The 23,262-nt window shown below is 52.4% G+C and carries 23 protein-coding genes and 1 pseudogene; 6 read left to right on the top strand and 18 right to left on the bottom strand.

The window, feature by feature from the left end; genetic code table 11:
• Nucleotide 1: 1 nt before the first annotated feature.
• From sirB1 to hemA, 5 genes are read right to left on the bottom strand one after another with little or no spacing between them, the layout of a single operon-like run.
• Nucleotides 2-811 (bottom strand): invasion regulator SirB1, encoded by an 810-nt coding sequence (gene sirB1 / locus HED65_RS00700; RefSeq protein WP_114976996.1) that lies wholly within the window; start codon nucleotides 809-811, stop codon nucleotides 2-4.
• 3 nt (nucleotides 812-814) lie between these two features.
• On the bottom strand, nucleotides 815-1,207 hold the full coding sequence (gene sirB2 / locus HED65_RS00695; protein ID WP_114976995.1) for an invasion regulator SirB2: 393 nt from the start codon (nucleotides 1,205-1,207) through the stop codon (nucleotides 815-817).
• Nucleotides 1,207-2,034 (bottom strand): peptide chain release factor N(5)-glutamine methyltransferase, encoded by an 828-nt coding sequence (prmC, locus tag HED65_RS00690; RefSeq protein WP_114976994.1) that lies wholly within the window; start codon nucleotides 2,032-2,034, stop codon nucleotides 1,207-1,209. The genes sirB2 and prmC overlap by 1 nt, the downstream gene beginning before the upstream one ends.
• Entirely contained in the window at nucleotides 2,034-3,116 is a 1,083-nt protein-coding gene (prfA, locus tag HED65_RS00685; protein WP_114976993.1) for a peptide chain release factor 1, read from the bottom strand. Before prfA ends, prmC begins: the two co-directional genes overlap by 1 nt.
• A 41-nt stretch (nucleotides 3,117-3,157) precedes the next feature.
• The gene (gene hemA, locus HED65_RS00680; protein WP_028018745.1) at nucleotides 3,158-4,414 is read right to left on the bottom strand and encodes a glutamyl-tRNA reductase; all 1,257 of its coding nucleotides are present in this window, start codon (nucleotides 4,412-4,414) and stop codon (nucleotides 3,158-3,160) included.
• A 201-nt stretch (nucleotides 4,415-4,615) separates the two neighbouring features.
• Between hemA and lolB the strand changes: the two genes are divergently transcribed.
• The 4 genes from lolB (at nucleotide 4,616) to dauA (ending at nucleotide 8,970) form a co-directional block, all read left to right on the top strand.
• Nucleotides 4,616-5,227 carry a lipoprotein insertase outer membrane protein LolB gene (gene lolB / locus HED65_RS00675; protein ID WP_114976992.1) on the top strand — a complete coding sequence of 204 codons (612 nt, stop codon included), beginning with the start codon at nucleotides 4,616-4,618 and terminating at the stop codon, nucleotides 5,225-5,227.
• Nucleotides 5,224-6,093, top strand: coding sequence for a 4-(cytidine 5'-diphospho)-2-C-methyl-D-erythritol kinase (ispE, locus tag HED65_RS00670; protein ID WP_114976991.1), 870 nt, complete (start codon nucleotides 5,224-5,226; stop codon nucleotides 6,091-6,093). The genes lolB and ispE overlap by 4 nt, the downstream gene beginning before the upstream one ends.
• A gap of 125 nt (nucleotides 6,094-6,218) precedes the next feature.
• Nucleotides 6,219-7,166, top strand: a complete 948-nt coding sequence (gene prs / locus HED65_RS00665; protein WP_003856663.1) for a ribose-phosphate diphosphokinase — start codon at nucleotides 6,219-6,221, stop codon at nucleotides 7,164-7,166.
• A gap of 124 nt (nucleotides 7,167-7,290) precedes the next feature.
• Nucleotides 7,291-8,970, top strand: a complete 1,680-nt coding sequence (gene dauA, locus HED65_RS00660) for a C4-dicarboxylic acid transporter DauA (protein ID WP_114976990.1) — start codon at nucleotides 7,291-7,293, stop codon at nucleotides 8,968-8,970.
• Here dauA and HED65_RS00655 read toward each other — a convergent pair.
• Nucleotides 8,956-10,014, bottom strand: coding sequence for a MerR family transcriptional regulator (locus tag HED65_RS00655; RefSeq protein ID WP_114976989.1), 1,059 nt, complete (start codon nucleotides 10,012-10,014; stop codon nucleotides 8,956-8,958). The two genes, dauA and HED65_RS00655, sit on opposite strands and share 15 nt — an antisense overlap.
• Nucleotides 10,015-10,134: 120 nt before the next feature.
• Nucleotides 10,135-10,410 carry a stress-induced protein YchH gene (gene ychH, locus HED65_RS00650; RefSeq protein ID WP_114976988.1) on the bottom strand — a complete coding sequence of 92 codons (276 nt, stop codon included), beginning with the start codon at nucleotides 10,408-10,410 and terminating at the stop codon, nucleotides 10,135-10,137.
• A gap of 274 nt (nucleotides 10,411-10,684) precedes the next feature.
• Between ychH and pth the strand changes: the two genes are divergently transcribed.
• Together pth and ychF are read left to right on the top strand one after the other, a co-directional pair.
• Entirely contained in the window at nucleotides 10,685-11,269 is a 585-nt protein-coding gene (pth, locus tag HED65_RS00645) for an aminoacyl-tRNA hydrolase (RefSeq protein ID WP_023336005.1), read from the top strand.
• Nucleotides 11,270-11,395: 126 nt separating this feature from the next.
• Nucleotides 11,396-12,490 (top strand): redox-regulated ATPase YchF, encoded by a 1,095-nt coding sequence (gene ychF, locus HED65_RS00640; protein WP_010432886.1) that lies wholly within the window; start codon nucleotides 11,396-11,398, stop codon nucleotides 12,488-12,490.
• A gap of 54 nt (nucleotides 12,491-12,544) precedes the next feature.
• On the opposite strand, the gene HED65_RS00635 is transcribed toward ychF, so the two are convergent.
• The 11 genes and pseudogenes from HED65_RS00635 to HED65_RS00590 form a co-directional block, all read right to left on the bottom strand.
• Entirely contained in the window at nucleotides 12,545-12,838 is a 294-nt protein-coding gene (locus HED65_RS00635) for a YciI family protein (RefSeq protein ID WP_114976987.1), read from the bottom strand.
• A gap of 392 nt (nucleotides 12,839-13,230) precedes the next feature.
• Entirely contained in the window at nucleotides 13,231-13,749 is a 519-nt protein-coding gene (locus tag HED65_RS00630; RefSeq protein WP_114976986.1) for a hypothetical protein, read from the bottom strand.
• A gap of 60 nt (nucleotides 13,750-13,809) precedes the next feature.
• Nucleotides 13,810-13,902: pseudogene (locus HED65_RS22975) on the bottom strand (RHS repeat domain-containing protein); the annotation flags it as partial.
• A gap of 137 nt (nucleotides 13,903-14,039) precedes the next feature.
• Nucleotides 14,040-14,522 carry a competence protein ComJ gene (gene comJ / locus HED65_RS00625; RefSeq protein ID WP_114976985.1) on the bottom strand — a complete coding sequence of 161 codons (483 nt, stop codon included), beginning with the start codon at nucleotides 14,520-14,522 and terminating at the stop codon, nucleotides 14,040-14,042.
• Between the two features lie 720 nt (nucleotides 14,523-15,242).
• Nucleotides 15,243-15,686 carry a DUF6386 family protein gene (locus HED65_RS00620; RefSeq protein ID WP_114976983.1) on the bottom strand — a complete coding sequence of 148 codons (444 nt, stop codon included), beginning with the start codon at nucleotides 15,684-15,686 and terminating at the stop codon, nucleotides 15,243-15,245.
• A 43-nt stretch (nucleotides 15,687-15,729) separates the two neighbouring features.
• Nucleotides 15,730-16,200: an Imm26 family immunity protein gene (locus HED65_RS00615; RefSeq protein WP_114976982.1), complete on the bottom strand. Its 471-nt coding sequence runs from the start codon at nucleotides 16,198-16,200 to the stop codon at nucleotides 15,730-15,732.
• Nucleotides 16,179-20,558, bottom strand: a complete 4,380-nt coding sequence (locus tag HED65_RS00610) for an RHS repeat-associated core domain-containing protein (RefSeq protein ID WP_223256795.1) — start codon at nucleotides 20,556-20,558, stop codon at nucleotides 16,179-16,181. Before HED65_RS00610 ends, HED65_RS00615 begins: the two co-directional genes overlap by 22 nt.
• Before the next feature lie 3 nt (nucleotides 20,559-20,561).
• Entirely contained in the window at nucleotides 20,562-21,002 is a 441-nt protein-coding gene (locus HED65_RS00605; RefSeq protein WP_114976981.1) for a DcrB-related protein, read from the bottom strand.
• Nucleotides 21,003-21,071: 69 nt separating this feature from the next.
• The gene (locus HED65_RS00600) at nucleotides 21,072-22,151 is read right to left on the bottom strand and encodes an Ivy family c-type lysozyme inhibitor (protein WP_114977451.1); all 1,080 of its coding nucleotides are present in this window, start codon (nucleotides 22,149-22,151) and stop codon (nucleotides 21,072-21,074) included.
• A 2-nt stretch (nucleotides 22,152-22,153) separates the two neighbouring features.
• Nucleotides 22,154-22,699: a hypothetical protein gene (locus HED65_RS00595; protein WP_223256794.1), complete on the bottom strand. Its 546-nt coding sequence runs from the start codon at nucleotides 22,697-22,699 to the stop codon at nucleotides 22,154-22,156.
• A gap of 76 nt (nucleotides 22,700-22,775) precedes the next feature.
• Nucleotides 22,776-23,252 (bottom strand): hypothetical protein, encoded by a 477-nt coding sequence (locus tag HED65_RS00590; RefSeq protein WP_223256793.1) that lies wholly within the window; start codon nucleotides 23,250-23,252, stop codon nucleotides 22,776-22,778.
• Between the last annotated feature and the right edge of the window lie 10 nt (nucleotides 23,253-23,262).

Genomic DNA, 23,262 nt, shown 5'->3' with positions numbered 1-23,262 from the left:
ATTAATGCAGTGTAATTTGTTTGTGCGAGATCGCATTGATCTGCGCGCGAATCATTTCGCTAATCGGATCTTCCGGACATTGTTCCACGAAATAACTCAAATCATTCAGTGCGACGTGTTCGCAATCGAGCTGAGCATATATAAGCCCGCGGTCGCGAATTTCATACGGATCTTCCGGATTAAACTGCAGCAGCACTTCACTGGCACGCAAAGCCAGTTCCATCTGTCGCTCTTCCATCAGCGCTGATTTCAGCGTATCCAGCAGCTTGCGGATCACTTCTGAGTTATCCGCCTCGTCGAGATCTTCGTTAAAGAGCTCGGCCACCGGGCTGATATTGCCTTTCAGCCAGACGTCCAGCGTATGTTCATCCAGCGTGTCGCCATTAAATGGATTAATGAGCCACATCTCACCATCCAGCCACTCGGCACGCAGTATCATCTGCGTCGGGAAAATGACCGGCACCAGTGGAATATCCAGACGGTGTGCGACCCACAGCAAAATAGAGCCCAGCGCAACGGCGCTGCCCTGACGATTCTTTAAGACCTGGTCCAGCCATAATGCGTCAGACAGGCGATACACGCCACGCGTGTCGCAGAAACCCCACTCGCCGTAGAAAAGCTCGATCAACTTTTCTAATTGCCAGTCTTGCGGGCGTGCCTGATTGATCTCTTCACGCGCCAGGCTGACCAGATTCTCCAGCTCATCGTAGACATACTGCGACGTAAAATCGTCACGGATCATCTCCGAAATCAGGATCATGCCATCGCAAAGCGGCACTTTATTAAATTCGAAATCGGCTAAGGACTTCATGACTTACCCCAGTAACGGTATTCTTGTGGTGGCGAGTTTAATGATGATGTACAGCACCACCAGACCCAGCAGAAAGGCAATAAATCCCACCTGCTGGCTGCGCGGACGACGACGCCCAAGCGCGATAAAACCCAAAACGATATAGATGATAACGCCAAACAGCTTTTCAGTCAGCCATGCGCCTTTATCAGTAAATGGCAGATAGCCGGTCTTCCACATGAGTCCGGCGCCAGTCAGGAACAGTACCGTATCGATACAGTGCGGTGCGACACGCACCCAGCGGGCATCTATCAGCGGATTGTTGCTGTAACGCCACCAGTAGCGCACGATAAAAAAACCGATGGTCAGCGCAACGGAAATCAGGTGAGCAGAAATAAGCACAGTAAACAGGCTCATCACCACTGCCCCAGCGTCAGACGTTCGTTGCCGCCGTAGTCGCGGCAGGTTTCCACTGCGGTGTAGCCTGCTTGCGTAAACAGCGCCCGCACGGCTTCTCCCTGCGTCCAGCCGTGCTCCACCAGCAGCCAGCCGCCGCGAACTAAATGTTGCCGTGACGTTGTCACAATGTGATCAAGATCGGCCAGTCCCTCGTTAGCCGCGACCAGGGCCGTCAGCGGTTCGAAACGGACATCTCCCTGCGCAAGATGCGGATCATGTTCGTCAATGTAAGGTGGGTTGCTGACAATCATCCCAAACGTGTGATTTTCCAGCGCGCTAAACCAGCTGCTGTGCAATACGGTGACGTTATTCAGGCCGAGCCGGTTCACGTTACGCTGTGCCAGCGCTACCGCGTCTGGCATCACATCCACTGCCGTCACATCACAGTCCGGGCGTTCACTGGCAAGCGCCAGTGCAATAGCGCCCGTGCCAGTGCCAAGATCAAGGATTCGACTGGCGCTAGCCGGTAAACGCGCCAGCGCCTGCTCTACCAGACACTCGGTGTCCGGGCGTGGGATCAGAGTCGCAGCCGAGACGTACAAAGGTAACGACCAGAATTCACGCTCTCCAACCAGATGTGCCACCGGCTCACCAGTCTTGCGACGGGCAAGCAGTATGGCGAGTTGCGCTTCCTGCTCAGAAGCCAGCTGTGTTTCCCCGAAAGCCAGCAGATAAGTGCGCGGTTTCCCCGTCACATGCTCAAGCAAGATTTCGGCGTCGCGTTTAGGACTCTCACTTTCTGCAAGCTCACCGACGGCCTGGCGTAACCAGCTCTGGAAATCCATTATTCCTGCTCGGACAGCGCCGCCAGTTGATCGGCCTGGTATTCCTGCACAATAGGCTCAATCAGCATATCCAGTTTACCTTCCATCACTTCGTCCAGACGGTAAAGCGTCACGTTGATGCGATGGTCGGTCACGCGCCCCTGCGGGAAGTTGTAGGTGCGGTTACGGTCGCTGCGGTCTCCGCTGCCCAGCAGATTACGGCGGGTAGACGCTTCTGCCTGCTGGCGTTTTGCCATTTCTGCCGCGTGGATACGTGCACCGAGCACAGAAAGCGCTTTGGCTTTGTTTTTATGCTGCGAACGTTCGTCCTGACATTCGACAACAATACCGGTTGGCAGGTGGGTAATACGAATAGCGGAATCGGTGGTGTTAACGTGCTGACCACCCGCTCCGGAGGAACGGAAGGTGTCGATACGCAGATCGGCCGGGTTGATGTCCGGCAGTTCCGCTTCCGGCAGTTCCGGCATGACCGCAACGGTACAGGCTGACGTATGAATACGCCCCTGCGATTCGGTGGCAGGTACGCGCTGTACACGATGACCGCCAGATTCAAACTTGAGACGGCCATATACACCGTCGCCGCTGATCTTCGCGATCACTTCTTTAAAGCCACCATGCTCACCTTCGTTGGCGCTCATGATCTCCACACGCCAGCGGCGCGATTCAGCGTAGCGGCTGTACATGCGGAACAGATCCCCGGCAAACAGGGCCGCTTCATCACCGCCAGTACCGGCGCGGACTTCCACAAACGCGTTACGTTCATCGTCCGGATCTTTCGGCAGCAGCAGCACCTGAAGCTGCTGTTCCATCTCTTCTGAACGCGCTTTCGCATCCTGCAACTCTTCCTGCGCCATTTCGCGCATTTCAGGGTCATCAAGCATCATCTGCGCAGTTTCGATATCTTCCTGAACCTGTCGCCAGTCAGTAAAGCATTTAGAAACATCACTTAACTGCGCGTATTCACGGGAGAGCGCGCGAAAACGTTCCTGGTCCGCAATGGTCCCGGCATCACCGAGCAGCGCCTGTACTTCCTCATGGCGCTCGTGCAGAGCTTCCAGTTTAGCGACGATAGAAGGCTTCATAGGCGTAAGTGCACCTTGTCTTAGAAAATGGGTATAGGGCGCTATTCCAGCCCGAGGCTGTTGCGCAGAATAGTCAGGCGTTCATCATCCCCGTCACGGGCAGCCTGCTGAAGAGATTTGGTTGGGGCATGGATCAAGCGATTGGTCAGTTTCCATGCCAGATCCTGCATAATAGCGTGTGCGTCGCCACCCTGTTCCAGGGCCGCTAACGCTTTGGCTGTCAGGTCATCACGCACCTGCTCCGCCTGCCCGCGGTACTCGCGGATGGTCTCGCTGACGCTTTGCGCGCGCAGCCAGGCCATAAACTCACTGGTTTCCTGCTCAACAATGGTTTCCGCCTGCACTGCCGCCGCTTTACGCTGGGCAAGGTTGTGCGAAATTATACTTTGCAGGTCATCCACGCTGTAAAGATAGGCGTTAGCCAGTTTACCGACTTCTGGCTCAACATCGCGCGGGACGGCGATATCCACTAGCAGCATCGGCTGATTACGACGGGATTTCAGCGCACGCTCCACCATCCCTTTACCGATGATCGGCAGTGGGCTGGCGGTAGAGCTGATAATAATGTCCGCCTCTTTCAGGCGTTCATCAATGTCGCTTAACGCCACCACCTCTGCGCCCACTTCGTCCGCCAGCACCTGAGCACGTTCGCGGGTACGGTTGGCGATAATCATCTTTTTCACTTTATGTTCGCGCAGATGGCGCGCGACAAGTTCGATGGTTTCGCCCGCACCCACCAGCATCACGGTAACGGTCGACAGGGATTCAAAGATTTGGCGTGCAAGGGTGCAGGCCGCGAAAGCAACAGAAACCGCACTGGCACCAATGTCGGTTTCGGTTCGCACACGCTTAGCCACAGAGAATGACTTCTGGAACATACGTTCCAGTTCACTGGCCTTCAGATGCCCTTTCTGCGAATCTGCAAACGCTTTTTTCACCTGCCCCAGAATTTGCGGCTCGCCGAGAACCAGCGAATCCAGCCCGCTGGCCACGCGCATCAGATGGCTGACGGCATCATTGTCCTGATGCCAGTAAAGGCTATTGCGCAGTTCGTCTTCGTTGAGATTGTGGTAGTCGCATAACCAGCGGATCAGCGCCTCGTGCAGGTTATCCTGCTCTTCCACACTCAAATAAAGCTCGGTACGGTTGCACGTCGAGAGCACCACGCCACCCTGCACCATAGGTTGTGCAAGCAAGCTGTCCAGCGCCAGGTCAAGCGTGTCTGGCGAAAACGTGACGCGTTCTCGCAGCGAAACCGGGGCTGTTTTGTGGTTAATGCCGAGTGCTAATAAGGTCATGTTGAGCGGGAGTAGTACCAGCGTTAATAAGGTTAGCAGAACGCATCATACAGGATGCGCGAGATCAATAAAAGAGACTGCACCCTTTCGGAGTAATAGGTTACATCGCGCTTTGAGATAATTTGAACGTAGACGGTGGGGCCCTTCAACGCTAGCATTAACAGTTATAACTGCAACGTATCTCAAGGATTTGTCCTCATTATGACCCGACTGATTCGCCTGCTGCCGCTGGCCGCACTGGTTCTGACCGCCTGTACTGTCACCCAACCAAAAGGCCCAGGCAAAAGCCCTGACTCTCCGCAGTGGCGTCAACACCAGCAGGACGTTCGTAATTTGAGCCAGTACCAGACTCGTGGCGCTTTCGCGTATCTCTCTGACGAACAAAAGGTTTATGCACGTTTCTTCTGGCAGCAAACAGGTCAGGACAACTACCGTCTGCTGCTGCTGAACCCGCTGGGCAGCACCGAACTGGAGCTTATCGCGAAACCAGGTGAAGCCCAGATCACCGATAACAAAGGCCAGCACTACACCGCGACCGATGCCGAAGAGATGATTGGTAAGCTGACGGGGATGCCTATCCCGCTCAATAGCCTGCGTCAGTGGATCCTTGGCCTGCCGGGGGATGCCACCGACTACCAGCTTGACGATCAGTACCGTCTGAGCCAGGTGAACTACGCGCAGAACGGCAAAACCTGGAAAGTGGTGTACAACGCCTATGACAGCAACAGTAAACCTTCGCTGCCATCGAATATGGAACTGACTCAGGGCAGCCAACGTATCAAGCTGAAAATGGACAACTGGATCGTTAAATGATGACCCACTGGCCCTCTCCGGCAAAACTGAACCTGTTTTTATACATTACCGGCCAGCGTGCTGATGGCTATCACACCCTGCAGACGCTATTTCAGTTTGTTGATTATGGTGACACGATCTCGATTGAGCTGCGTCAGGACGGACAGGTTTGCCTGCTGACGCCTGTCGAAGGTGTGGCGCATGAGGACAACCTGATTGTTCGCGCGGCGCGTTTGCTGATGAAAGCGGCTGCTGATTCCGGACGACTACCGGCAGGAAGCGGCGCAGATATCCGCATTGAGAAACGTCTGCCAATGGGTGGCGGTCTCGGTGGAGGCTCATCCAATGCCGCCACCGTGCTGGTTGCTCTGAACCATCTCTGGGGTTGTGGGCTGTCAACGGACGAACTGGCAGCCTTAGGATTGACCCTGGGCGCGGATGTACCGGTGTTTATTCGTGGTCATGCAGCATTTGCCGAAGGTGTAGGTGAGATCCTCACTCCGGTCGAGCCGCCAGAAAAATGGTATCTCGTTGCCCACCCCGGCGTGAGCATTCCGACCCCGGTCATCTTTAAAGATCCTGACCTGAAAAGAGATACTCCGGTTCGGTCAATAGAAACGTTATTAAATTGTGAATTCAGCAACGATTGCGAGGATATCGCAAGAAAACGTTTTCGCGAGGTTGATGCGGTGCTTTCCTGGCTGTTAGAATACGCGCCGTCGCGCCTGACTGGTACAGGGGCCTGTGTCTTTGCTGAATTTGACACCGAATCCGCCGCTCGTCAGGTGCTTGAGCAAGCGCCGGTTTGGCTGCATGGTTTTGTAGCGCGTGGGATGAACACGTCTCCCCTACAGCAGGCCATTCTGGCGCAGACTGAGTTTCGGTGACAACGTCACCCTGTTCCAGACGTTGCATCGCGCTCTTTAATACACCGCCTGGGTAGTATTCGCCTGGCCCGCACAGTTTGCGGCGAACGCTATCCACCACTGGACGCATGCCTGAGGTTCTTCTCGTGCCTGATATGAAGCTTTTTGCTGGTAACGCCACCCCGGAACTAGCACAACGTATTGCCAACCGCCTGTACACTTCCCTCGGCGACGCCGCCGTAGGTCGCTTTAGCGACGGCGAAGTCAGCGTACAAATTAACGAAAATGTACGCGGTGGTGATATTTTCATCATCCAGTCCACCTGTGCTCCAACAAATGACAACCTGATGGAACTGGTTGTTATGGTCGACGCTCTGCGCCGCGCTTCAGCAGGCCGTATCACTGCTGTAATCCCTTACTTCGGCTATGCCCGTCAGGACCGTCGTGTTCGTTCTGCACGTGTACCTATCACCGCCAAAGTTGTTGCTGACTTCCTGTCCAGCGTCGGCGTTGACCGCGTACTGACCGTTGACCTGCACGCAGAGCAGATCCAGGGCTTCTTCGACGTCCCGGTTGATAACGTATTCGGCAGCCCAATTCTGCTGGAAGACATGCTGCAGCTGAACCTGGACAACCCAATTGTGGTTTCTCCGGACATCGGCGGCGTGGTACGTGCTCGTGCTATCGCGAAGCTGCTGAACGATACCGATATGGCGATCATCGACAAACGTCGTCCGCGCGCTAACGTTTCTCAGGTGATGCATATCATCGGTGACGTAGCTGGCCGTGACTGCGTGCTGGTTGACGACATGATCGATACCGGCGGTACGCTGTGTAAAGCTGCTGAAGCACTGAAAGAACGTGGTGCCAAGCGCGTATTCGCTTACGCAACTCACCCGATCTTCTCCGGTAACGCGGTAAACAACCTCCGTAACTCCGTTATTGACGAAGTTGTGGTGTGCGATACCATCCCACTGAGTGACGAAATCAAAGCGCTGCCAAACGTGCGTACTTTGACCCTGTCCGGGATGCTGGCCGAAGCGATTCGTCGTATCAGCAACGAAGAATCCATCTCAGCTATGTTCGAACACTAATCGAGCACGGCCAAAAAACCCGCTGCGGCGGGTTTTTTTGTCTTTAATATTTATTTGTATGATTAATGCCTCCTTCACCTGCCATTCACATGACAGATGATGCGCATCTGGAAGATAGATAATTGTGAAAAACGTAACCTCCTCACATGTTCTGCCCTTTCGCGCCCTCATCGACGCTTGCTGGAAAGAGAAATACACCTCGTCACGCTTTCTACGTGACCTGATAGCCGGGATCACCGTCGGCATTATCGCCATTCCGCTGGCAATGGCGCTGGCGATTGGCAGCGGCGTTGCACCGCAGTATGGCCTTTATACCTCGGCCGTTGCCGGGATCGTCATTGCCCTGACCGGCGGTTCACGCTTCAGCGTCTCTGGCCCGACCGCTGCCTTTGTGGTGATCCTCTACCCGGTTTCTCAGCAGTTTGGTCTGGCAGGCCTGCTGGTTGCCACCCTGATGTCCGGCGTCTTTTTGATTTTGTTTGGTCTTGCCCGTTTTGGCAGGTTGATTGAATACATCCCCCTTTCCGTGACGCTGGGGTTCACCTCCGGGATTGGTATCACCATCGGGACCATGCAGATCAAGGACTTCCTCGGTCTGCAGATGCCCCACGTACCGGAGCACTACCTGCAAAAAGTGGGGGCGCTGTTTATGGCGCTACCGACCGCCAACCTGGGCGACGCCGCCATCGGGATTGTGACGCTGGGGACGCTGATTATCTGGCCTCGTCTGGGCATTCGTCTCCCGGGCCATCTGCCCGCGCTGCTGTTGGGCTGCGCGGTGATGGCTATCGTCAATATGTTCGGTGGCCATGTCGCCACTATCGGCTCGCAGTTCCACTATATTCTGGCTGATGGTTCAAAGGGGAGCGGTATTCCGCAGCTGTTGCCACAGTTGGTGCTGCCGTGGGATATGCCCGGTTCCAGCTTTACGTTAAGCTGGGATTCGCTGCGCGCCCTGCTTCCTGCGGCCTTCTCAATGGCCATGCTGGGGGCGATTGAATCTCTGCTCTGTGCGGTAGTTCTGGACGGCATGACAGGAACGAAGCATAAAGCCAACAGCGAGCTGGTTGGTCAGGGCCTGGGCAACCTTATCGCACCGTTCTTTGGCGGCATCACTGCAACGGCAGCCATCGCACGCTCTGCGGCGAACGTGCGTGCCGGGGCAACATCCCCTATTTCGGCAGTGATCCACTCCGTGCTGGTGATCCTCGCCCTGCTTATCCTTGCTCCGCTGCTCTCCTGGCTGCCGCTTTCTGCCATGGCCGCCCTGTTGCTGATGGTGGCCTGGAACATGAGTGAGGCGCATAAGGTGGTGAACCTGCTGCGTCGCGCGCCGAAAGACGACATTATCGTGATGCTGCTTTGTATGTCGCTGACCGTGCTGTTTGATATGGTCATCGCCATCAGCGTCGGGATTGTGCTGGCTTCCCTGCTGTTTATGCGTCGCATTGCGCAGATGACGCGTCTTTCCCCGGTGAACGTCGAGGTGCCTGACGATGTGCTGGTTCTGCGTGTGATTGGTCCACTGTTCTTTGCCGCCGCAGAGGGGCTGTTCAGCGATCTCGAATCCCGCATCGCGGGGAAACGGATTGTGGTGCTGAAATGGGATGCCGTTCCGGTGCTGGATGCCGGTGGACTGGATGCCTTCCAGCGCTTTGTGAAACGTCTCCCGGAAGGCTGTGAACTGCGCGTGAGTAACCTGGAATTCCAGCCCCTGCGCACCATGGCGCGCGCAGGTGTGCAGCCAATCCCTGGCCGACTCTCCTTCTACCCTAACCGGGAAGCCGCATTAGCGGATCTGTGAGTGGCCTGATGCAGAGTAACGTCTCTGCATCATCACTCCAATCGCCTGCTGGAGCCATTCAAGCACAGCAGGCGTCATCCATGTTCCTTTCATGATATGCGGTTCCTGCTGCATGGCAGTGCGAAACTTTTGCTGGGTCTCCGGGTTGGTGCCCGCGTAAGACTGGAACAATGCCAGCCAGTTTTCAGCCAGCTTTTGCGCTTCCTCCGTGGCAGGATCGATATTTTCCCGCTGCGCCTGATGCAGTTTCGCCACCAGCGGCGGCCACTCCATCATGCGGTCAAAGTAATGTGCCCGGGTAAAGGCCATCTCTTCGGCAGTAAGATACTTCTCCCATATGCTGAGCTTAGATTCAGCAAAAGCACGCGTAATGTAATCCGTCATTTCCGGCGTGATGCCGGTCTGCGCCTGCATCTGCGGTTCAACGCTGTGCATCTCGTTCAGCCGGGTGAGAAACTCCGGCTTGCCCGCCGTGTCCTGCTCCAGACGTTCCATCCAGCGCGTCGCCAGCTCCATCGCCCGCACATCCGTAGCGGGTATATGGTGCTCCAGTAGCGTGTTGGCCTCTTTAACCAGCCCTGACCAGATAGCCGCCAGCGCATCCTTCTGCACCGCAAACGGCAGTTGCTGTAACTCTTCTTTGCTAAACCAGCGATCGTACATATTCATTAACTCCAGAGTCTGTAGCCAGGATTCCAGATCCGGTGTCGCATCGTCGAGAAGCCCAGTTCGCAGCTCCACCAGCCGGTCGCGCAGCGTATGTATACTGCGCAGCTGTTTATCCAGCAACGTGATTTGCGCATCGAGTAACTCGGTTAACGACAGCGACTCCTGTTCCAGGAAATCCCTGATTTCAGCAAGTTCCAGCCCCGCTTTTGCCAGCGCCTGGATCATATGCAGACGCTGGACATCCGCCAGGTTGTAAAGCCGGTAACCTGCCGCGCTTCTGGCAGAAGGTAGCAACAACCCTGTTTGCTCATAGTGGTGCAAAGTCCGCACGGTGATCCCGGCACGTTTCGCCAGCTCACCCACCTGAATCAACATAACTGCTCCTTTTCTTTGCCAGTGGCGCCACTCTGGAGCCTTACGTTACGTGAGGGTCAATCCTTGATGCAAAAAAAAACGGCTCCCCAGGGAACCGTTTCGGTGTTCTTTATCGTAGCACTAGCTGTGCTTATGCTGGTCGCGACGACAGCGTTTGTCGTAGTGGCGCAACCACCAGTATTTGTCACACACTTCCTCACGGCCGCTCATGCGAGCCCCTGCCAGCCACAATACCGCACCAATGAAGATGCTCAATATCGCGCCATGCGCGAAGTATTGCGGGAGATCAAGCTGCGGCAGTTGGTTTAAAATTGAATAACCCACGCCAGCTACCATCACGAACAGTCCCAACCCCATCAGCACGTTACCGAATAACGAAGCGTTTTTGCGTTTCATGTGTCACCTCCGGAACTTTGGGTTGTCAGGGGAAAAGCCCCTAATCCTTGTGTGTAAAGTATAGACAACGCCCCTTTTATGAGTTGCGTGAATGATCACAATTACCGATAACGTCCAAACAAAAGTTTACAAATAAGACTTTGAACAGCTTGAAATTCTAATTGTTCAAATAAGAAATTATTCGTATTCCGCTGTGGAGATCGCAGAATTTTGTCAAGCGGCTCGTCAGACAGTAAACTACGCGCCAGATCTGGAACCCATTAGGAATTGAATCGTGACGATTAAACTGATTGTCGGCCTCGCCAACCCAGGCGCAGAGTATGCGGCAACACGCCATAATGCCGGGGCATGGTACGTCGATCTCCTGGCCGAGCGGTTACGTGCTCCCCTGCGTGAAGAACCTAAATTCTTTGGCTATACCTCACGTATCAACCTTGCTGGCGCTGATGTTCGTCTGCTCGTACCAACCACCTTTATGAACCTGAGCGGTAAAGCCGTGGCGGCAATGGCAACGTTTTATCGTATCAATCCGGATGAAATTCTGGTGGCTCACGATGAGCTGGATCTCCCACCTGGTGTGGCAAAATTCAAACTGGGCGGCGGGCATGGCGGCCACAACGGTCTAAAAGATATCATCAGCAAGCTGGGCAATAACCCGAATTTCCACCGTTTGCGCGTAGGAATCGGTCATCCGGGCGATAAAAACAAAGTTGTTGGTTTCGTACTTGGTAAACCACCGGTTTCTGAGCAGAAACTGATTGACGAGGCGGTAGACGAAGCGGCTCGCTGCACTGAAATCTGGCTGAAAGATGGGTTAACCAAAGCGACAAACCGCTTACACGCTTTCAAAGCGCAATAATCCGCCCGATACGGCTTTTTTACCGCGCGGCATGCGGGTTACGTGTATAATAGGCATAGTTATTTACTTTTCATCAATCGGTTATCGTTAACGGATTGATTATCAAGATATTAAGGTGATTTAGAAATGGGATTCAAATGCGGTATCGTCGGTCTGCCAAACGTGGGCAAATCCACCCTGTTTAACGCGCTTACCAAAGCGGGTATCGAAGCGGCGAACTTCCCGTTCTGTACCATCGAACCTAACACCGGTGTTGTGCCAATGCCGGACCCGCGTCTGGACCAGCTCGCGGAAATCGTAAAACCTCAGCGCATTCTGCCAACCACCATGGAGTTCGTGGACATCGCGGGCCTGGTAAAAGGCGCATCCAAAGGTGAAGGCCTGGGTAACCAGTTCCTGACCAACATTCGTGAAACCGAAGCGATCGGCCACGTTGTGCGTTGCTTCGAGAACGACAACATTATCCACGTAAACAACAAAGTGGATCCGGCTGACGACATCGACGTTATCAACACCGAGCTGGCACTCTCTGACCTCGACACCTGTGAACGCGCTATTCACCGCGTGCAGAAGAAAGCCAAAGGCGGCGACAAGGATGCGAAAGCGGAACTGGCTGCGCTGGAAAAATGTCTGCCACAGCTGGAAAACGCGGGCATGCTGCGTGCGCTGAAAAATCTGACGGAAGAAGACAAGGCGGCAATCAAATACCTGAGCTTCCTGACCCTGAAGCCAACCATGTACATCGCCAACGTTAATGAAGACGGTTTCGAGAACAACCCGTACCTGGACAAAGTCCGTGAAATCGCAGCGGCTGAAGGTTCTGTGGTTGTGGCGGTTTGCGCTGCCGTTGAATCCGACATCGCTGAGCTGGACGACGCTGACCGTGAAGAGTTTATGGCTGAGCTGGGTCTGGAAGAGCCGGGCCTGAACCGCGTGATCCGTGCAGGCTACGAGCTGCTGAACCTGCAGACCTACTTCACCGCTGGCGTGAAGGAAGTGCGTGCGTGGACGATCCCTGTGGGTGCGACTGCGCCTCAGGCGGCCGGTAAGATCCACACCGACTTCGAGAAAGGCTTTATTCGTGCGCAGACTATCGCTTTTGAAGACTTCATCACCTACAAGGGTGAGCAAGGCGCGAAAGAAGCAGGCAAGATGCGTGCAGAAGGGAAAGATTACATCGTTAAAGATGGCGATGTAATGAACTTCCTGTTTAACGTTTGATTTGTTTTGAATGAAAAAAATCCACGCTTTGGCGTGGATTTTTTTATTGCGGGGTCAAAACACATTTTCCAGGAGTTCTGTTTTCATGCTGGGTTCAAAGGGAATGATTTCGGCAGTCGCAAGCTTTAACCTCTGAAAAGGATCCTCGCGTAAGCGCTCTTCAAGAGAGGCAAGGCTCTCACATTTCGCGAGAATGACCCCACCGTTTCTTGGGATCCGTCTACCGGACGCCAGGAATATCCCTTCTTCGTACCCCTTTTTAAGCCACTCAACATGAGCAGGTATCGCTGCGTCAACCTCTTCAAGGGGTTTTATATAGGTCAAAATGACAATGTAAACCGTGCTCATCCTTTGCCTCTTAGCTCTGTTTTAAACCGCTTGTTGGAACTGCTTATGCAGCTCCTCTTTTGCCACCCAGTATTGGTATAACGTTTATGTGTATTTTAATCTTAATACGCGGGTCCGGATTGGGACAACACGTTAAGAATCATAGGAAAAAACCAATCATGCCAGCCGTTTTTTACCGCACAGTTACTGACAATGACGACTTCCCTTGGGAGAGTGGGTGTTAAGCAATAAAAAAGTCCCTTGGGGAGGTGCAGAGAAATATATTTTTAACACAGTGCATTGAAGTTTGTCAAAACGGCTGGTAACGGCTTTTGTTCATTTAATATAAAGAATAATTAACGTGTTGAATAGAACATTGCATAGTCTAAAAATGATATGCCGAAAGTATATTTTTACCCTTTAGCGATCACAACGCTTCTATAATCTGTTTCATTTTTTATCCAGAACATTTCATCTTGAGGTAACGATCCATCACTGCAGAAACCAACAAGTTCACCTAACCACCCATCAGAAACATATTTGTGATAATGCATACTCTCAACATATTCAGAAAATAGTCGCTTACTATCAAAGTCTATAAATAAATCCGGCATTAGATCATATATATCCCACCAGGTTGTTTTTTCTGAAAGTCTATTGTAAAACGCCTCAGCTATATCATCCTTATCGTATAAATAACCATCTTTAATTAAGTTATCAATGAATATCTGTACGTTTTCTTCATTTACTACTGGTATGTCATATCTTTCCTTATGGATATCCTGTAGGTTTATTTCTACCCCGCTTTTCACAAAATCGTCTACCCATTTAACTCTGTCCAAAACCCACTTTTCTTTAAAGGCAACAAACCAAAAAAATCTTCCTTCGTTCTTTACTATTACAAGGAGTTCATCATCTTTATTAACATTCATATAGCAACCTAATTTACATTCCCCGAGCCTGGAATCGCTACTTCTTCAAGCTCCATAAAGTGAAGGGCTCTGCGCATTGCCGGTAAAGACGCGGCGATGCAATCGGCCAAGGCTGTCGTACTCGCTGCGGCTGGTCAGCAGCCCTTGGGGGCGGTGGGAAAGATTACATCGCCACAGACAGCGATGTGATTAACTTCTTGTTTTACTTTTGATTTATTTTTAACGAAAACTCCATACAGTGGCGTGACGTAGTTTTTTTATATACCAATTTTAACTTATTTTATATTAACTTAAAAAAAACCTTCTTTGAGAGGATAATCTTTTATTCCTCCCCAAGGGTCATCTAGCAAAAACTTAGCAGTAATAGCTTCTTTCGTCGGTACAAGAGTGAAATTATAGTAAATTTCATCCCCTTCACAAATCTCATAAAAAAGTGAATAAACTTTATCGTTCATATCTATATTTAAATCGAATTTCTCAGTTACAGAAGCGATTTGCAGTTTATGTTTATCCGTAATGAAAAATGGTACAACAATACAGCGCTGAGCATTTTCATCCAATTTGAAAGCATTCTCTATTTTGATATTGACGTTTGCTCCAAACGCGTCCTCTGGTAATGGATCGAATATAACATAATCCTTGTGTAGAACAGCACCTTGAGAAACATTGCCTTTTCCCCACTGACTCAGTTTTTCGTCATAGTCTCGGGATCGTAACACTATTTGACTATGTGAGATCAGTAGGTCTACTGTTTGCATGCTCTTATCACTCATTATATTACCTCGACTTTTATTCTTGTTCCATCTGGCAGTTCTGATAATACATTACTAATACTTGAACCTGTACCTTAGTTACTGCCCTTCGATATCCGTCAACGGTGCAGTCGAGTTGGCATTGGAACCAGAAAATCTCCGGGTCATCGATACTCGCCAGCGAATCGTAGCTGTCTTGATTGCTGTAAACATAGGTAAGCAGAGTATCCCTATGCACTTCCTTCAGCAGACGGTTATGGATTATCTTCTCAGGGGATCCTCCGATCGGATTCCCGACAGCATCCCAACACCACTGCTCCTGTCCCTCAGCGTGCCGTCCTGAACGAGTAGCCGCCAGCGCTATTGTCCTAGTTGAACGGGTTATCGTCCCGCTTTTCCCGCACCAGGTTATTGCGGTAATCGTAATCCCTGCGGCGAGACCAGCGGCGCGGCGACGGCACCTGGCATTGCAGGTAAAGACGTCCCGGCGATGCCGTCGCGCAAGGCGGTCTTACTCGCTGCGGAGATCAGCCGCCACTGGGGGCTTTTCTCAGGGTAGAGTTGTTGTCGCGAGTATACGGACAGCTTATTGAAGACAAGGGTAAGCAAGGCGCGAAAAAAGCAAGCAAGATGCGTGCAGAAGGAAAAAAGAATAGTGTTAAAAACGGCTACGTGGTGAACTAATTAATTATTTAATATTTTTTTGGATGAAAAAATCCACACAAGGGCGTGGATTTTCATTCAGAGATAAACTCCCTCTTCTAATGAGTTTTCGGTACACGTTGTTTTTGCAAAGGAAATTAGAACATCTGAACCATGCTTTTTATATTTAACATTGTAACTATCAGGTTTTAAAGTAATAAACTCACCTGATATAACATCTGAGTCATCAGGCTCAAGATCTCCGCCCGTGACATCTTCTCCCGCCCCAATGAAAACCTTTCCAGAAGGTACGTTTAAAAATAGTGACCCGGTATATTCATCAACATCATTTTTAATATGAACTTTATAGGCACCATCATCTCCAAGATTTAGAAATAATACATTCCCTTTATTTATTTCTTCAACTTCATCTTCTGGAAGACTCCACCAATCTGCATCATCATTAATTCTATGCTTTAATGACATCAAATCATAAATAACTAATGTGGCAGTATCTGTTTGTATGCTTATGATTTTTCTCATGGCGTAAGCAAAAGGCCGGAAATATCCCCCCCGGCCTAGTCTATTAGTTAACAAAGCTTTCTATAGATTTTATAACGCTTTTATAGAATTGAATCGACTCTTCACCGATTGGTATATTCTCAGTCGGTGAGTCAATTGCCACTCCATGCTGATCATATATTTTATTTCTGACAGGATTTTTAAAATAATGTTGTGGTAAGATATCCACTTCGCTCGTTTCGATAGTTTTAAATGTTACGAAGTAACCGTTTTTCCAGCATGAATTATCAGTAATAATTGGCGGCAATAGCAAATTATCTCTTGCCAATACTGCATCTTCCTGAAGCGAAGATGTAAAATAGTTATATATATATATAACTATAGCATTTTTGAATGGGCCGACATCTATTTTACCCAAGGAGACCATACCATAGCCTAATCGACCATCATTTAACTGAAAGTAAAAAACATCGCCTTCTTTAGGCCACTTTTTTTGCTTTTCATTTCCTGACACTACTGTAAGTTTGTCGGCCATTTTACATTAATCCCATTCTTTTTAAGCCAATTTTCACCCCACGAAACAGCATCCGAGTATAACTTTCTTGTCGGACTTATGCTATTGATAGAATTCTCAAAATGGGGATTATTATGAATAACTGCTTGTTCTATGCTCCGTGCATGACCGCGATTTAACGGTTCTTCAGTGATTCTAACTAATTTGTCGAATCTTTCACCATGCTGTACAGCACGAATATCTACATCCTTACTGATACCTACATAGACAGGTTTACCATCTCTATATCCTAAATACACATGGGTATTATTCCCACCTTTTGCCTTTCTTTTAATCCAGTCAGCAAAAGACATGTTTCTCACTGACCGTTTAGGGCTCCCATTTTTGCAAGCGGTTAAACCTATAGGATCCACCCACCCCAGCGCATTCGGCGCATACTGGTAAAGATTTATCCCCCCCGCCAGCCCTATCGGGTCCTGCTGCGTAAACCTTCCGCAGTCCGGGTCGTAATACCGGAACAGATTGTAGTGCAGCCCTGTCTCACGGTCCAGGTATTGCCCCTGCATCCGCAGGTTCTGAGAATATCCTGATAGCTGCGTCTCGCTTTCCCGCAACAGCTTGCCCCAGGCGCTGTTCACCCCTTCCCAGCGCACCTGCCCCTCGATATCCGTCATCCGCTCCGGCGTGCTGTTGGGCTGGCAATGGAACCAGAAAATCTCCGGCGCATCCACACCATCAATACGTGCCAGCGGGTCGTAGCTGTCCTGGTCGCTGTAGACATAGGTCAGCGGCACATCTCCGTGCAGCTCCTGCAGCAAGCGGAACCCTTCCCAGACAAACCGGGTGGTGACCGGCTTACCGACTGGCTGTCCACCCAGCATCTGGCGGCGTGTTTTGCTGATGCGGCGTCCGAGCGGATCGTAGCGGAAGCTCACCTGCGTCTGCGGTTTGTTGCGATCCCGCGGCTGGCTGATGACTTCCGTCAGGCGATGTTCGCCGTCGTAGCGGTAGTGCCAGCGGGTCTGGCCGTTATCCTTCTCCACGGTGCGGCCGTGAATGTCATACCGCCAGCGAATGCCGTTCAGCTGCGTCAGGCGATTGTGCGTGACCTTCTCAGCAGATCCTTCGAGCGGGTTACCGGCTGCATCCCAGCGCCACTGCTCCTGGCCAGGCAGCGTGCCGTCCTGAACGAGCAGGCGCCCGGCGCTGTCGTACTGCCAGCGGTACCAGCTGAACGGGTTATCGTCCCGCTCTTCGCGCACCAGATTATTGCGGTAGTCGTAATCCCAGCGGCGGGACCAGCGGCGCGGCGACGGGCGCTGCGCATTGCCGGTAAAGACGTCCCGGCGGTGCAGTCGACCGAGGCGGTCGTACTCGCTGCGGGTGGTCAGCAGCCCCTGGGTGCGGCTGGTCTCCCGGTGAAGTTCGTCGCGGGTAAAGTCAGAGACCGACAGCTTATCGAGGGCAATGCTGAGCAGATGCCCGCTGCCGTAGTAGAACTGCTTCAGCTCGCGGCCATCGGGCAGCGTGACGGACGTGCGGTTGCCCAGCGCGTCGTACTGCCACGCCAGCTCGCCGTGCTCGCCCGCCTCGCGCGTCACGCGACCGAGTGCGTCATACTCAAAGGCAAGTTCCTGCTCTGCCTCGGTGGTCCAGGCGTCCGCTGAAAGCGCAGGGTGCAGTCCAATCCGGCTTAACAGCCCGGACGGGGTGTAATGGTAGCGGGTCTGCCCTTCCGGCGTAGTGCGGGCCACCAGCTGGCCGCTCGCGCTCCAGGCAAAGGCGTGAGAAATGGCTTCGGGATGACCGGCGGCAAAGGTACGCGCTATCGTGCGCCCGCAGGCGTCGTAGCGATACTGCGAGGCCACCCCATCTAGCCCCACCTCTTCCAGCAGCAACGAGTCTGCGCCCCAGCGGAACTGATACGCTTCGCCGTTTTCGTTTTCCAGAGCAATCAGACGCCCGCGGCTGTCCCAGCGGCGGCGAACCTCTTCGCCCCGGGTATTGCGGGTGGCGGTTAAGCGCCCTGCCTCATCGTATCTGAACTCACTTTCTTTCCCGTCTGCGCCAGCATGCTTCACCGGCAGGCCACGTTCGTTCCATTTGAGCGACTCCGTCCAGCCTTCCGGGCGATCAAGCTGCACCGGACGCCCTGCCGCGTCGTAGCGGTAATGGGTCTCTTCACCGTCAGCGCCTATCTCAGCCGTCAGCCAGCCCAGCGGATGATAACGATAGCGGGTCGTGCGGCCAGAGCAGTCCGTAGCACGCACGACTTGTCCGGCCTCGTTGTACTCCTGGTAGCGGCTGTTCCCGGCGGCGTCCACCTCTTCAACCACCTGACCGAACTCATCCCGTCGCAGCTGCGTGGTCTGCCCCATCGGGTCCACCACACGCTTCAGGCCGTGATGTTCGTCGTACCAGAACCGGGTGGCGCTGCCGTCGGCTTCAATGATGGCTGACGGCAGCGCACGGTGCTCCAGCCAGGTCGTGGTGCGGGCATTGCCGTCGGCGTCGATCTCCTGCACCCGGTTGCCCATGTCGTCGTAGACGAAGGTGACGACGTTCCCGAGCGGATCGATGCGTCGGGTCAGGAGTTCGTTGTCATCCCACGCGTAGCGCCAGTTCTCGCCGCGCTCGTCAACGTAGCGGACTATCAGATTTTGCGCGTTCCAGTAGTGCTGACGTTTTTGACCATCGTAGTGTTCAACGGTGGTCAGCCCGGCGTCCAGATCATAGGTAAAGCGACAGCCATCCCCGGTGCTGGTGCGGTTTTCCACTACGCGCCAGTGGTCAAATTTTTTCCAGCGGTATTCACTTTCCAGACCGCCCGGCAGGCGATGCCAGACCATCAGGCCGTGGTCGTTATAGCGGTATTCACGCGTCACCACGCCGGAGGCATCCGTCGCACTCACCAGCTGTCCGCGCGCATCGTAGCGCCACTGCATCAGCGGCCATGTCTGGTTACCGTCAAAATGACTGGCAGCGGTAACGCGCTGCGGGAAACGTTCATCTTCATAGCGCAGGGTGACGTCTATCGCCCGCAACTCATCGTGCAGACCGACCAGCCTGCTGTGATCGTCCCACTCCGTCAGCAGCGCGTTACCGTATTCGTCGCTGAGAGAGGCCAGACGCAGGATAGATGGCTCCGCCCGGGTTGGTTTATACAGACGCCACACCGCACCGTCATCGTCGGCAATCGCCACGTCGCCGCTCTCATTACGGCGGATAATGATGCCTTCGCTGATGCTGTAAAACGCGTGGTCAACCGACGGCAGCTCAAAAGTCAGCTCTCGTCCGGTTTCATCGAACCAGGTGGCGTTGTTCTCTTCCAGCGTCAGATAGCTGTCAAAAGTCGTTGCCCAGCCCAGACCGAACAACCCTTCGCGGGTGGTCAGGCTGTTATAGCTGCGCTGCCAGCGAAGCGGGAAACGCCCCGGCAGCGAGAAGTCAAGTTCGTCGTCGTCATTCAACACCTTCACGCCGGTGGCGGCGTGAACCGGATGCGAGGAGCCAAACACGGCATTGACGGCCATATCTGCCAGCATCCCGCCGCCGGCTGCCGCCAGCGCACAGGGCATGTTTTTCAGGATCTTGCCCGGACGCCCACGCAGCAAGGATAGCGCAATCATCCCCAGCGCCAGCCCCGGCGTTTTACCGCTTTTGATATCGCGGACCGTCAGCGTATCGCCGCCAATGATCACGTTCGGGGAGACATCGTCGGAAACGGTGCCTTCGCAAGTGGTGCGATCTTTCGCACGCACAGCGGGTTGTCCGTTGATGAAGACGCTCTTGGAACCTTCAGCCAGATACTGCGGCCCGGAGTGTTTTTCGCACGCCACCTTGTCCTCTTCCAGCGGCGAAGTCCCCGCTGCGGCAGATGCCACACTCGGCTGCCACATTTCACTGCCGAATTGTCCGGCAGCGGAAAGCAGCATGCCCGCGTAATCGGCAAAGCTACCCGGGGACTGCGGTTCTGGTGAAGGGGTATCCGCGGGTGTCAGCGTGCCCGCCGCGCGTGCAGCAGGGATCGCATTCGTCAGAACGTTATTCGAGCCGGTGGTGATTTTACCCGCAGGTGATGGCGGGAAAAGTGCATTACCCAATCCCTCCGCAGCGTTGCTGATATCGTCGGTGATGCCCGCCACGTTTGCCAACACGCCGCCAATGATGCCGCTCAGCAAACAGCTGGAACCAATCGCCGCCACACCTGCGGCAGCAGCCCCCGCCCCCAGCAATGGTGCAGCCACGGTGGCTGCCGCGCCCACCGCCGCACCGATCACCGCATAGGCGGCACCTTCCGCCACAATGCTGGTGATGTCAGCAAAAATGCTGGAGTGAATAATCTCGTCGCCCTTACGGGCTGCGTTGCTATCGCTCATGCCTTACACATTCCGGTTGTCGTTTAGCGTCAGACTCTGCTTAAGCGCGCCCCAGCGCACCTCGTCCTCTTCGGTGAAGGCTCTGAGTGCCGAGAGGGTAAAAATCATCAATACCGGTTTGCCCGGTGCCTGAACGGCCAGCTGTTTTTGCCACAGGCGCTGGCCATTACGGTCAAAGGTGGTCTCAACTTCCAGCCCATTAATTTTTCCGTCAGGACCCGCTTTTACGTTCCGGAATTCACTCTGGGCAATCTCACCCATCTGAGGACGCAGCGCATCCCACTGGCGGTGGAACTCTTGTTCATAGTCGCTGCCGTCCGGAATCACGCCGCGGCTGACCACCACGGACAACCCGCTTTCGTCATCACGAATAATGTTCATGCTGTTATCCTGCCAGGCAGCAGGGAATAGGGAAAACGAACCTTCCTGAAGGGTGTATTTCATAAGTGAACTCGGGATGATGACTATTGAGAGAGGAATGGCCAATCCACGCTGGCCTGTTGGCTGGCTATATTATTTTGTAAGCCAATGACCTGACTGGTCGACTAAAATATGGCTGCCTTTGCTGACAATCAATTTCGCGGGTGAATACGTCACGGTGTAAACGATCTCGCCATTGTTGTACGTTGAGCCAATAACTTTACCTGCGGGATCGCGCAACGTTTTTCCCTTTAAAGAGATCGTACTGTTATCACTTTTCCGTACGCCGAGGTAATACATCTGGTCACATTCACTATCAAACTGACCGCATTTATTTACCAGTGAAATAGCGAATTTTTCGGTATCCAGTTTTCTGGTTTCAGCGTTATGAACCGAAGCGGTTTTACGTAACGTATAACGCTGCGGAGTATAATAATGTCCATTTTGAGGAGGAGTAGCTAAACGCCATTCCATTTCACTCCCCTTTATTTCCAGAACAGCATGTCCGCCCGTACCGCCAAACGATGAGTTGAACTCAACGTTCGCACGATTGCCAGCGATTGTACCGCTAAGATTACGCTCATCATCTTCCGGGCAATCTATGCGATTTCCCTGCCGGGAGATATAGCAATAAGAGCCAGTGATACGGTTGCCTGATTCAGCTAACCGCAGGGTTAACGTCGAATCGTTCCCGATTTCGCCAACCCACTCCCCATCAAAAGCGAGTTTTGAATGGCTGTGCGTTGCAAAATGCATCGTCTTGAATCTGGCGGCCCATTGCCGAATATCGGCATGAATATCCGGACTATTATCAGATGACCGATAATGAATAACGTCAGACTCCGGAACCACCCAGGCCGCAAAGATTTTGCCGTCAGGATTGATGACCAGAGCTGATGCGTTCTCCTGATAAAGATCTTTTAGCCAACCTTCAACAAACAATCCTCCACCTGTGGTGGTATGCGGTTCACCAAAGACATCAAAGTTATCAATAAACGTCTCGTAATCTCGACCCAGCGCCTTCCTGAGATTGTCTGTCACTGCACTGTCGTCAACGATGCGACTTACCGTATCGAGGTTATTGTATTGCGATAATTCAAGCGCAAATGACGGTTCAACAGTGCCTGTCAATAAAGCTGCGAGCAAGGCAGGTGCCAAATATTTTCTGGTCATAATCACTCTGAAGTACCATTATCGTAATTCATTGTTATTTTCGCGATCTTGCTGTCTTTAATCTCAAAAGAGAGCAGTTTGTTGCCTGATTCATAGGAAACCCACCGTTCCCCGGAATCATTTTCGACCAGACCGTCACCGTATGCTTTATTCAGTTCCGTCGTCGTTGAACCCACATGGATACCACGCGGCATTTTGATATCCGCTACCGTCAGCGTAATCTGCGACACGATATAATCATCAACGCGTCTTTCCGCTTTATCCCACCAGAGATTGGAACTGAATATTTCTAACCCAGCCCTTTGATGCTGGTAGAATTTATAATTGGTTCCGTCAAAAGGAACCTCACCAACAAAATTACCTTCAATCGGCACCTCGATTTTACGCGCAACGTCATGAGTCCACCTGTCGCCCAATGCGACAGTATGGTCTTTTACCTGCACAGAAAAATCCTGTTTTACTAAAACTTGTTGAGCCAATACCTCATAGCTGCTCAGACAGGTCAACATCAGGGCACAGCAGAGATATGTCGGGATGCACTTTTTCACGTTATTTGCCACTTACGGAATGTGTATTGCGTTTCTCACCACAGGAGAAAACAGTGGAACATGGAGGCAATATTTCTTAGTCGGCGCTAATGACGACTGAATCAAGACAGTCAGGTTTTTTCATGGTGAAACTGAAGCTCACTTTTTGTCCATTCATATCTTTTGGTGCTGTATAACTGGTCACTTCGTTCTCAGAGCGGCCTCGCGGATAGTCTGTTAACACCAGTTGCGGATGGTGCTTTTTAACGGTATCGAGTGTTATACATTGACCAGTTGGCGAAAAATTGAGTAAAGGAGCTGCACCACCACTTTCTTTACTTAAACGTAAACCAATATCGGTTATGTTCGTTCCATCAGCGAGTTGGATATCCTCAGTATTGTAGAAGTTAATATATTCATTATCTTTTATCATTTTAAACTGAAGCGGTGCAGCACTCAGATTCATAACGGATAACGTTCTGAGTGAATCACTCATCATGGAAATGAACTTCCAAACATCCTTTATTTGTGCGTCTCCTCCAGCCATTCCCGTCGTTAATAACGTGACAAGCACCGCTCCTGCC

The organism is Pantoea sp. LS15 (genome assembly GCF_012241585.1).
Lineage (GTDB): Bacteria > Pseudomonadota > Gammaproteobacteria > Enterobacterales > Enterobacteriaceae > Enterobacter.
The sequence above is the reverse complement of the archived record's forward strand: the minus strand, read 5'-3'. Positions and strand labels throughout refer to the sequence as shown.

Excerpts from the sequence above, each read along its gene's own strand:
- sirB1 (WP_114976996.1), bottom strand. The coding sequence starts at position 811 with ATGAAGTCCTTAGCCGATTTCGAATTTAATAAAGTGCCGCTTTGCGAT.
- sirB2 (WP_114976995.1), bottom strand. The coding sequence starts at position 1,207 with ATGAGCCTGTTTACTGTGCTTATTTCTGCTCACCTGATTTCCGTTGCG.
- prmC (WP_114976994.1), bottom strand. The coding sequence starts at position 2,034 with ATGGATTTCCAGAGCTGGTTACGCCAGGCCGTCGGTGAGCTTGCAGAA.
- prfA (WP_114976993.1), bottom strand. The coding sequence starts at position 3,116 with ATGAAGCCTTCTATCGTCGCTAAACTGGAAGCTCTGCACGAGCGCCAT.
- hemA (WP_028018745.1), bottom strand. The coding sequence starts at position 4,414 with ATGACCTTATTAGCACTCGGCATTAACCACAAAACAGCCCCGGTTTCG.
- lolB (WP_114976992.1), top strand. The coding sequence starts at position 4,616 with ATGACCCGACTGATTCGCCTGCTGCCGCTGGCCGCACTGGTTCTGACC.
- ispE (WP_114976991.1), top strand. The coding sequence starts at position 5,224 with ATGATGACCCACTGGCCCTCTCCGGCAAAACTGAACCTGTTTTTATAC.
- HED65_RS00655 (WP_114976989.1), bottom strand. The coding sequence starts at position 10,014 with ATGTTGATTCAGGTGGGTGAGCTGGCGAAACGTGCCGGGATCACCGTG.
- ychH (WP_114976988.1), bottom strand. The coding sequence starts at position 10,410 with ATGAAACGCAAAAACGCTTCGTTATTCGGTAACGTGCTGATGGGGTTG.
- ychF (WP_010432886.1), top strand. The coding sequence starts at position 11,396 with ATGGGATTCAAATGCGGTATCGTCGGTCTGCCAAACGTGGGCAAATCC.
- HED65_RS00635 (WP_114976987.1), bottom strand. The coding sequence starts at position 12,838 with ATGAGCACGGTTTACATTGTCATTTTGACCTATATAAAACCCCTTGAA.
- HED65_RS00630 (WP_114976986.1), bottom strand. The coding sequence starts at position 13,749 with ATGAATGTTAATAAAGATGATGAACTCCTTGTAATAGTAAAGAACGAA.
- comJ (WP_114976985.1), bottom strand. The coding sequence starts at position 14,522 with ATGAGTGATAAGAGCATGCAAACAGTAGACCTACTGATCTCACATAGT.
- HED65_RS00620 (WP_114976983.1), bottom strand. The coding sequence starts at position 15,686 with ATGAGAAAAATCATAAGCATACAAACAGATACTGCCACATTAGTTATT.
- HED65_RS00615 (WP_114976982.1), bottom strand. The coding sequence starts at position 16,200 with ATGGCCGACAAACTTACAGTAGTGTCAGGAAATGAAAAGCAAAAAAAG.
- HED65_RS00610 (WP_223256795.1), bottom strand. The coding sequence starts at position 20,558 with ATGAGCGATAGCAACGCAGCCCGTAAGGGCGACGAGATTATTCACTCC.
- HED65_RS00605 (WP_114976981.1), bottom strand. The coding sequence starts at position 21,002 with ATGAAATACACCCTTCAGGAAGGTTCGTTTTCCCTATTCCCTGCTGCC.
- HED65_RS00600 (WP_114977451.1), bottom strand. The coding sequence starts at position 22,151 with ATGACCAGAAAATATTTGGCACCTGCCTTGCTCGCAGCTTTATTGACA.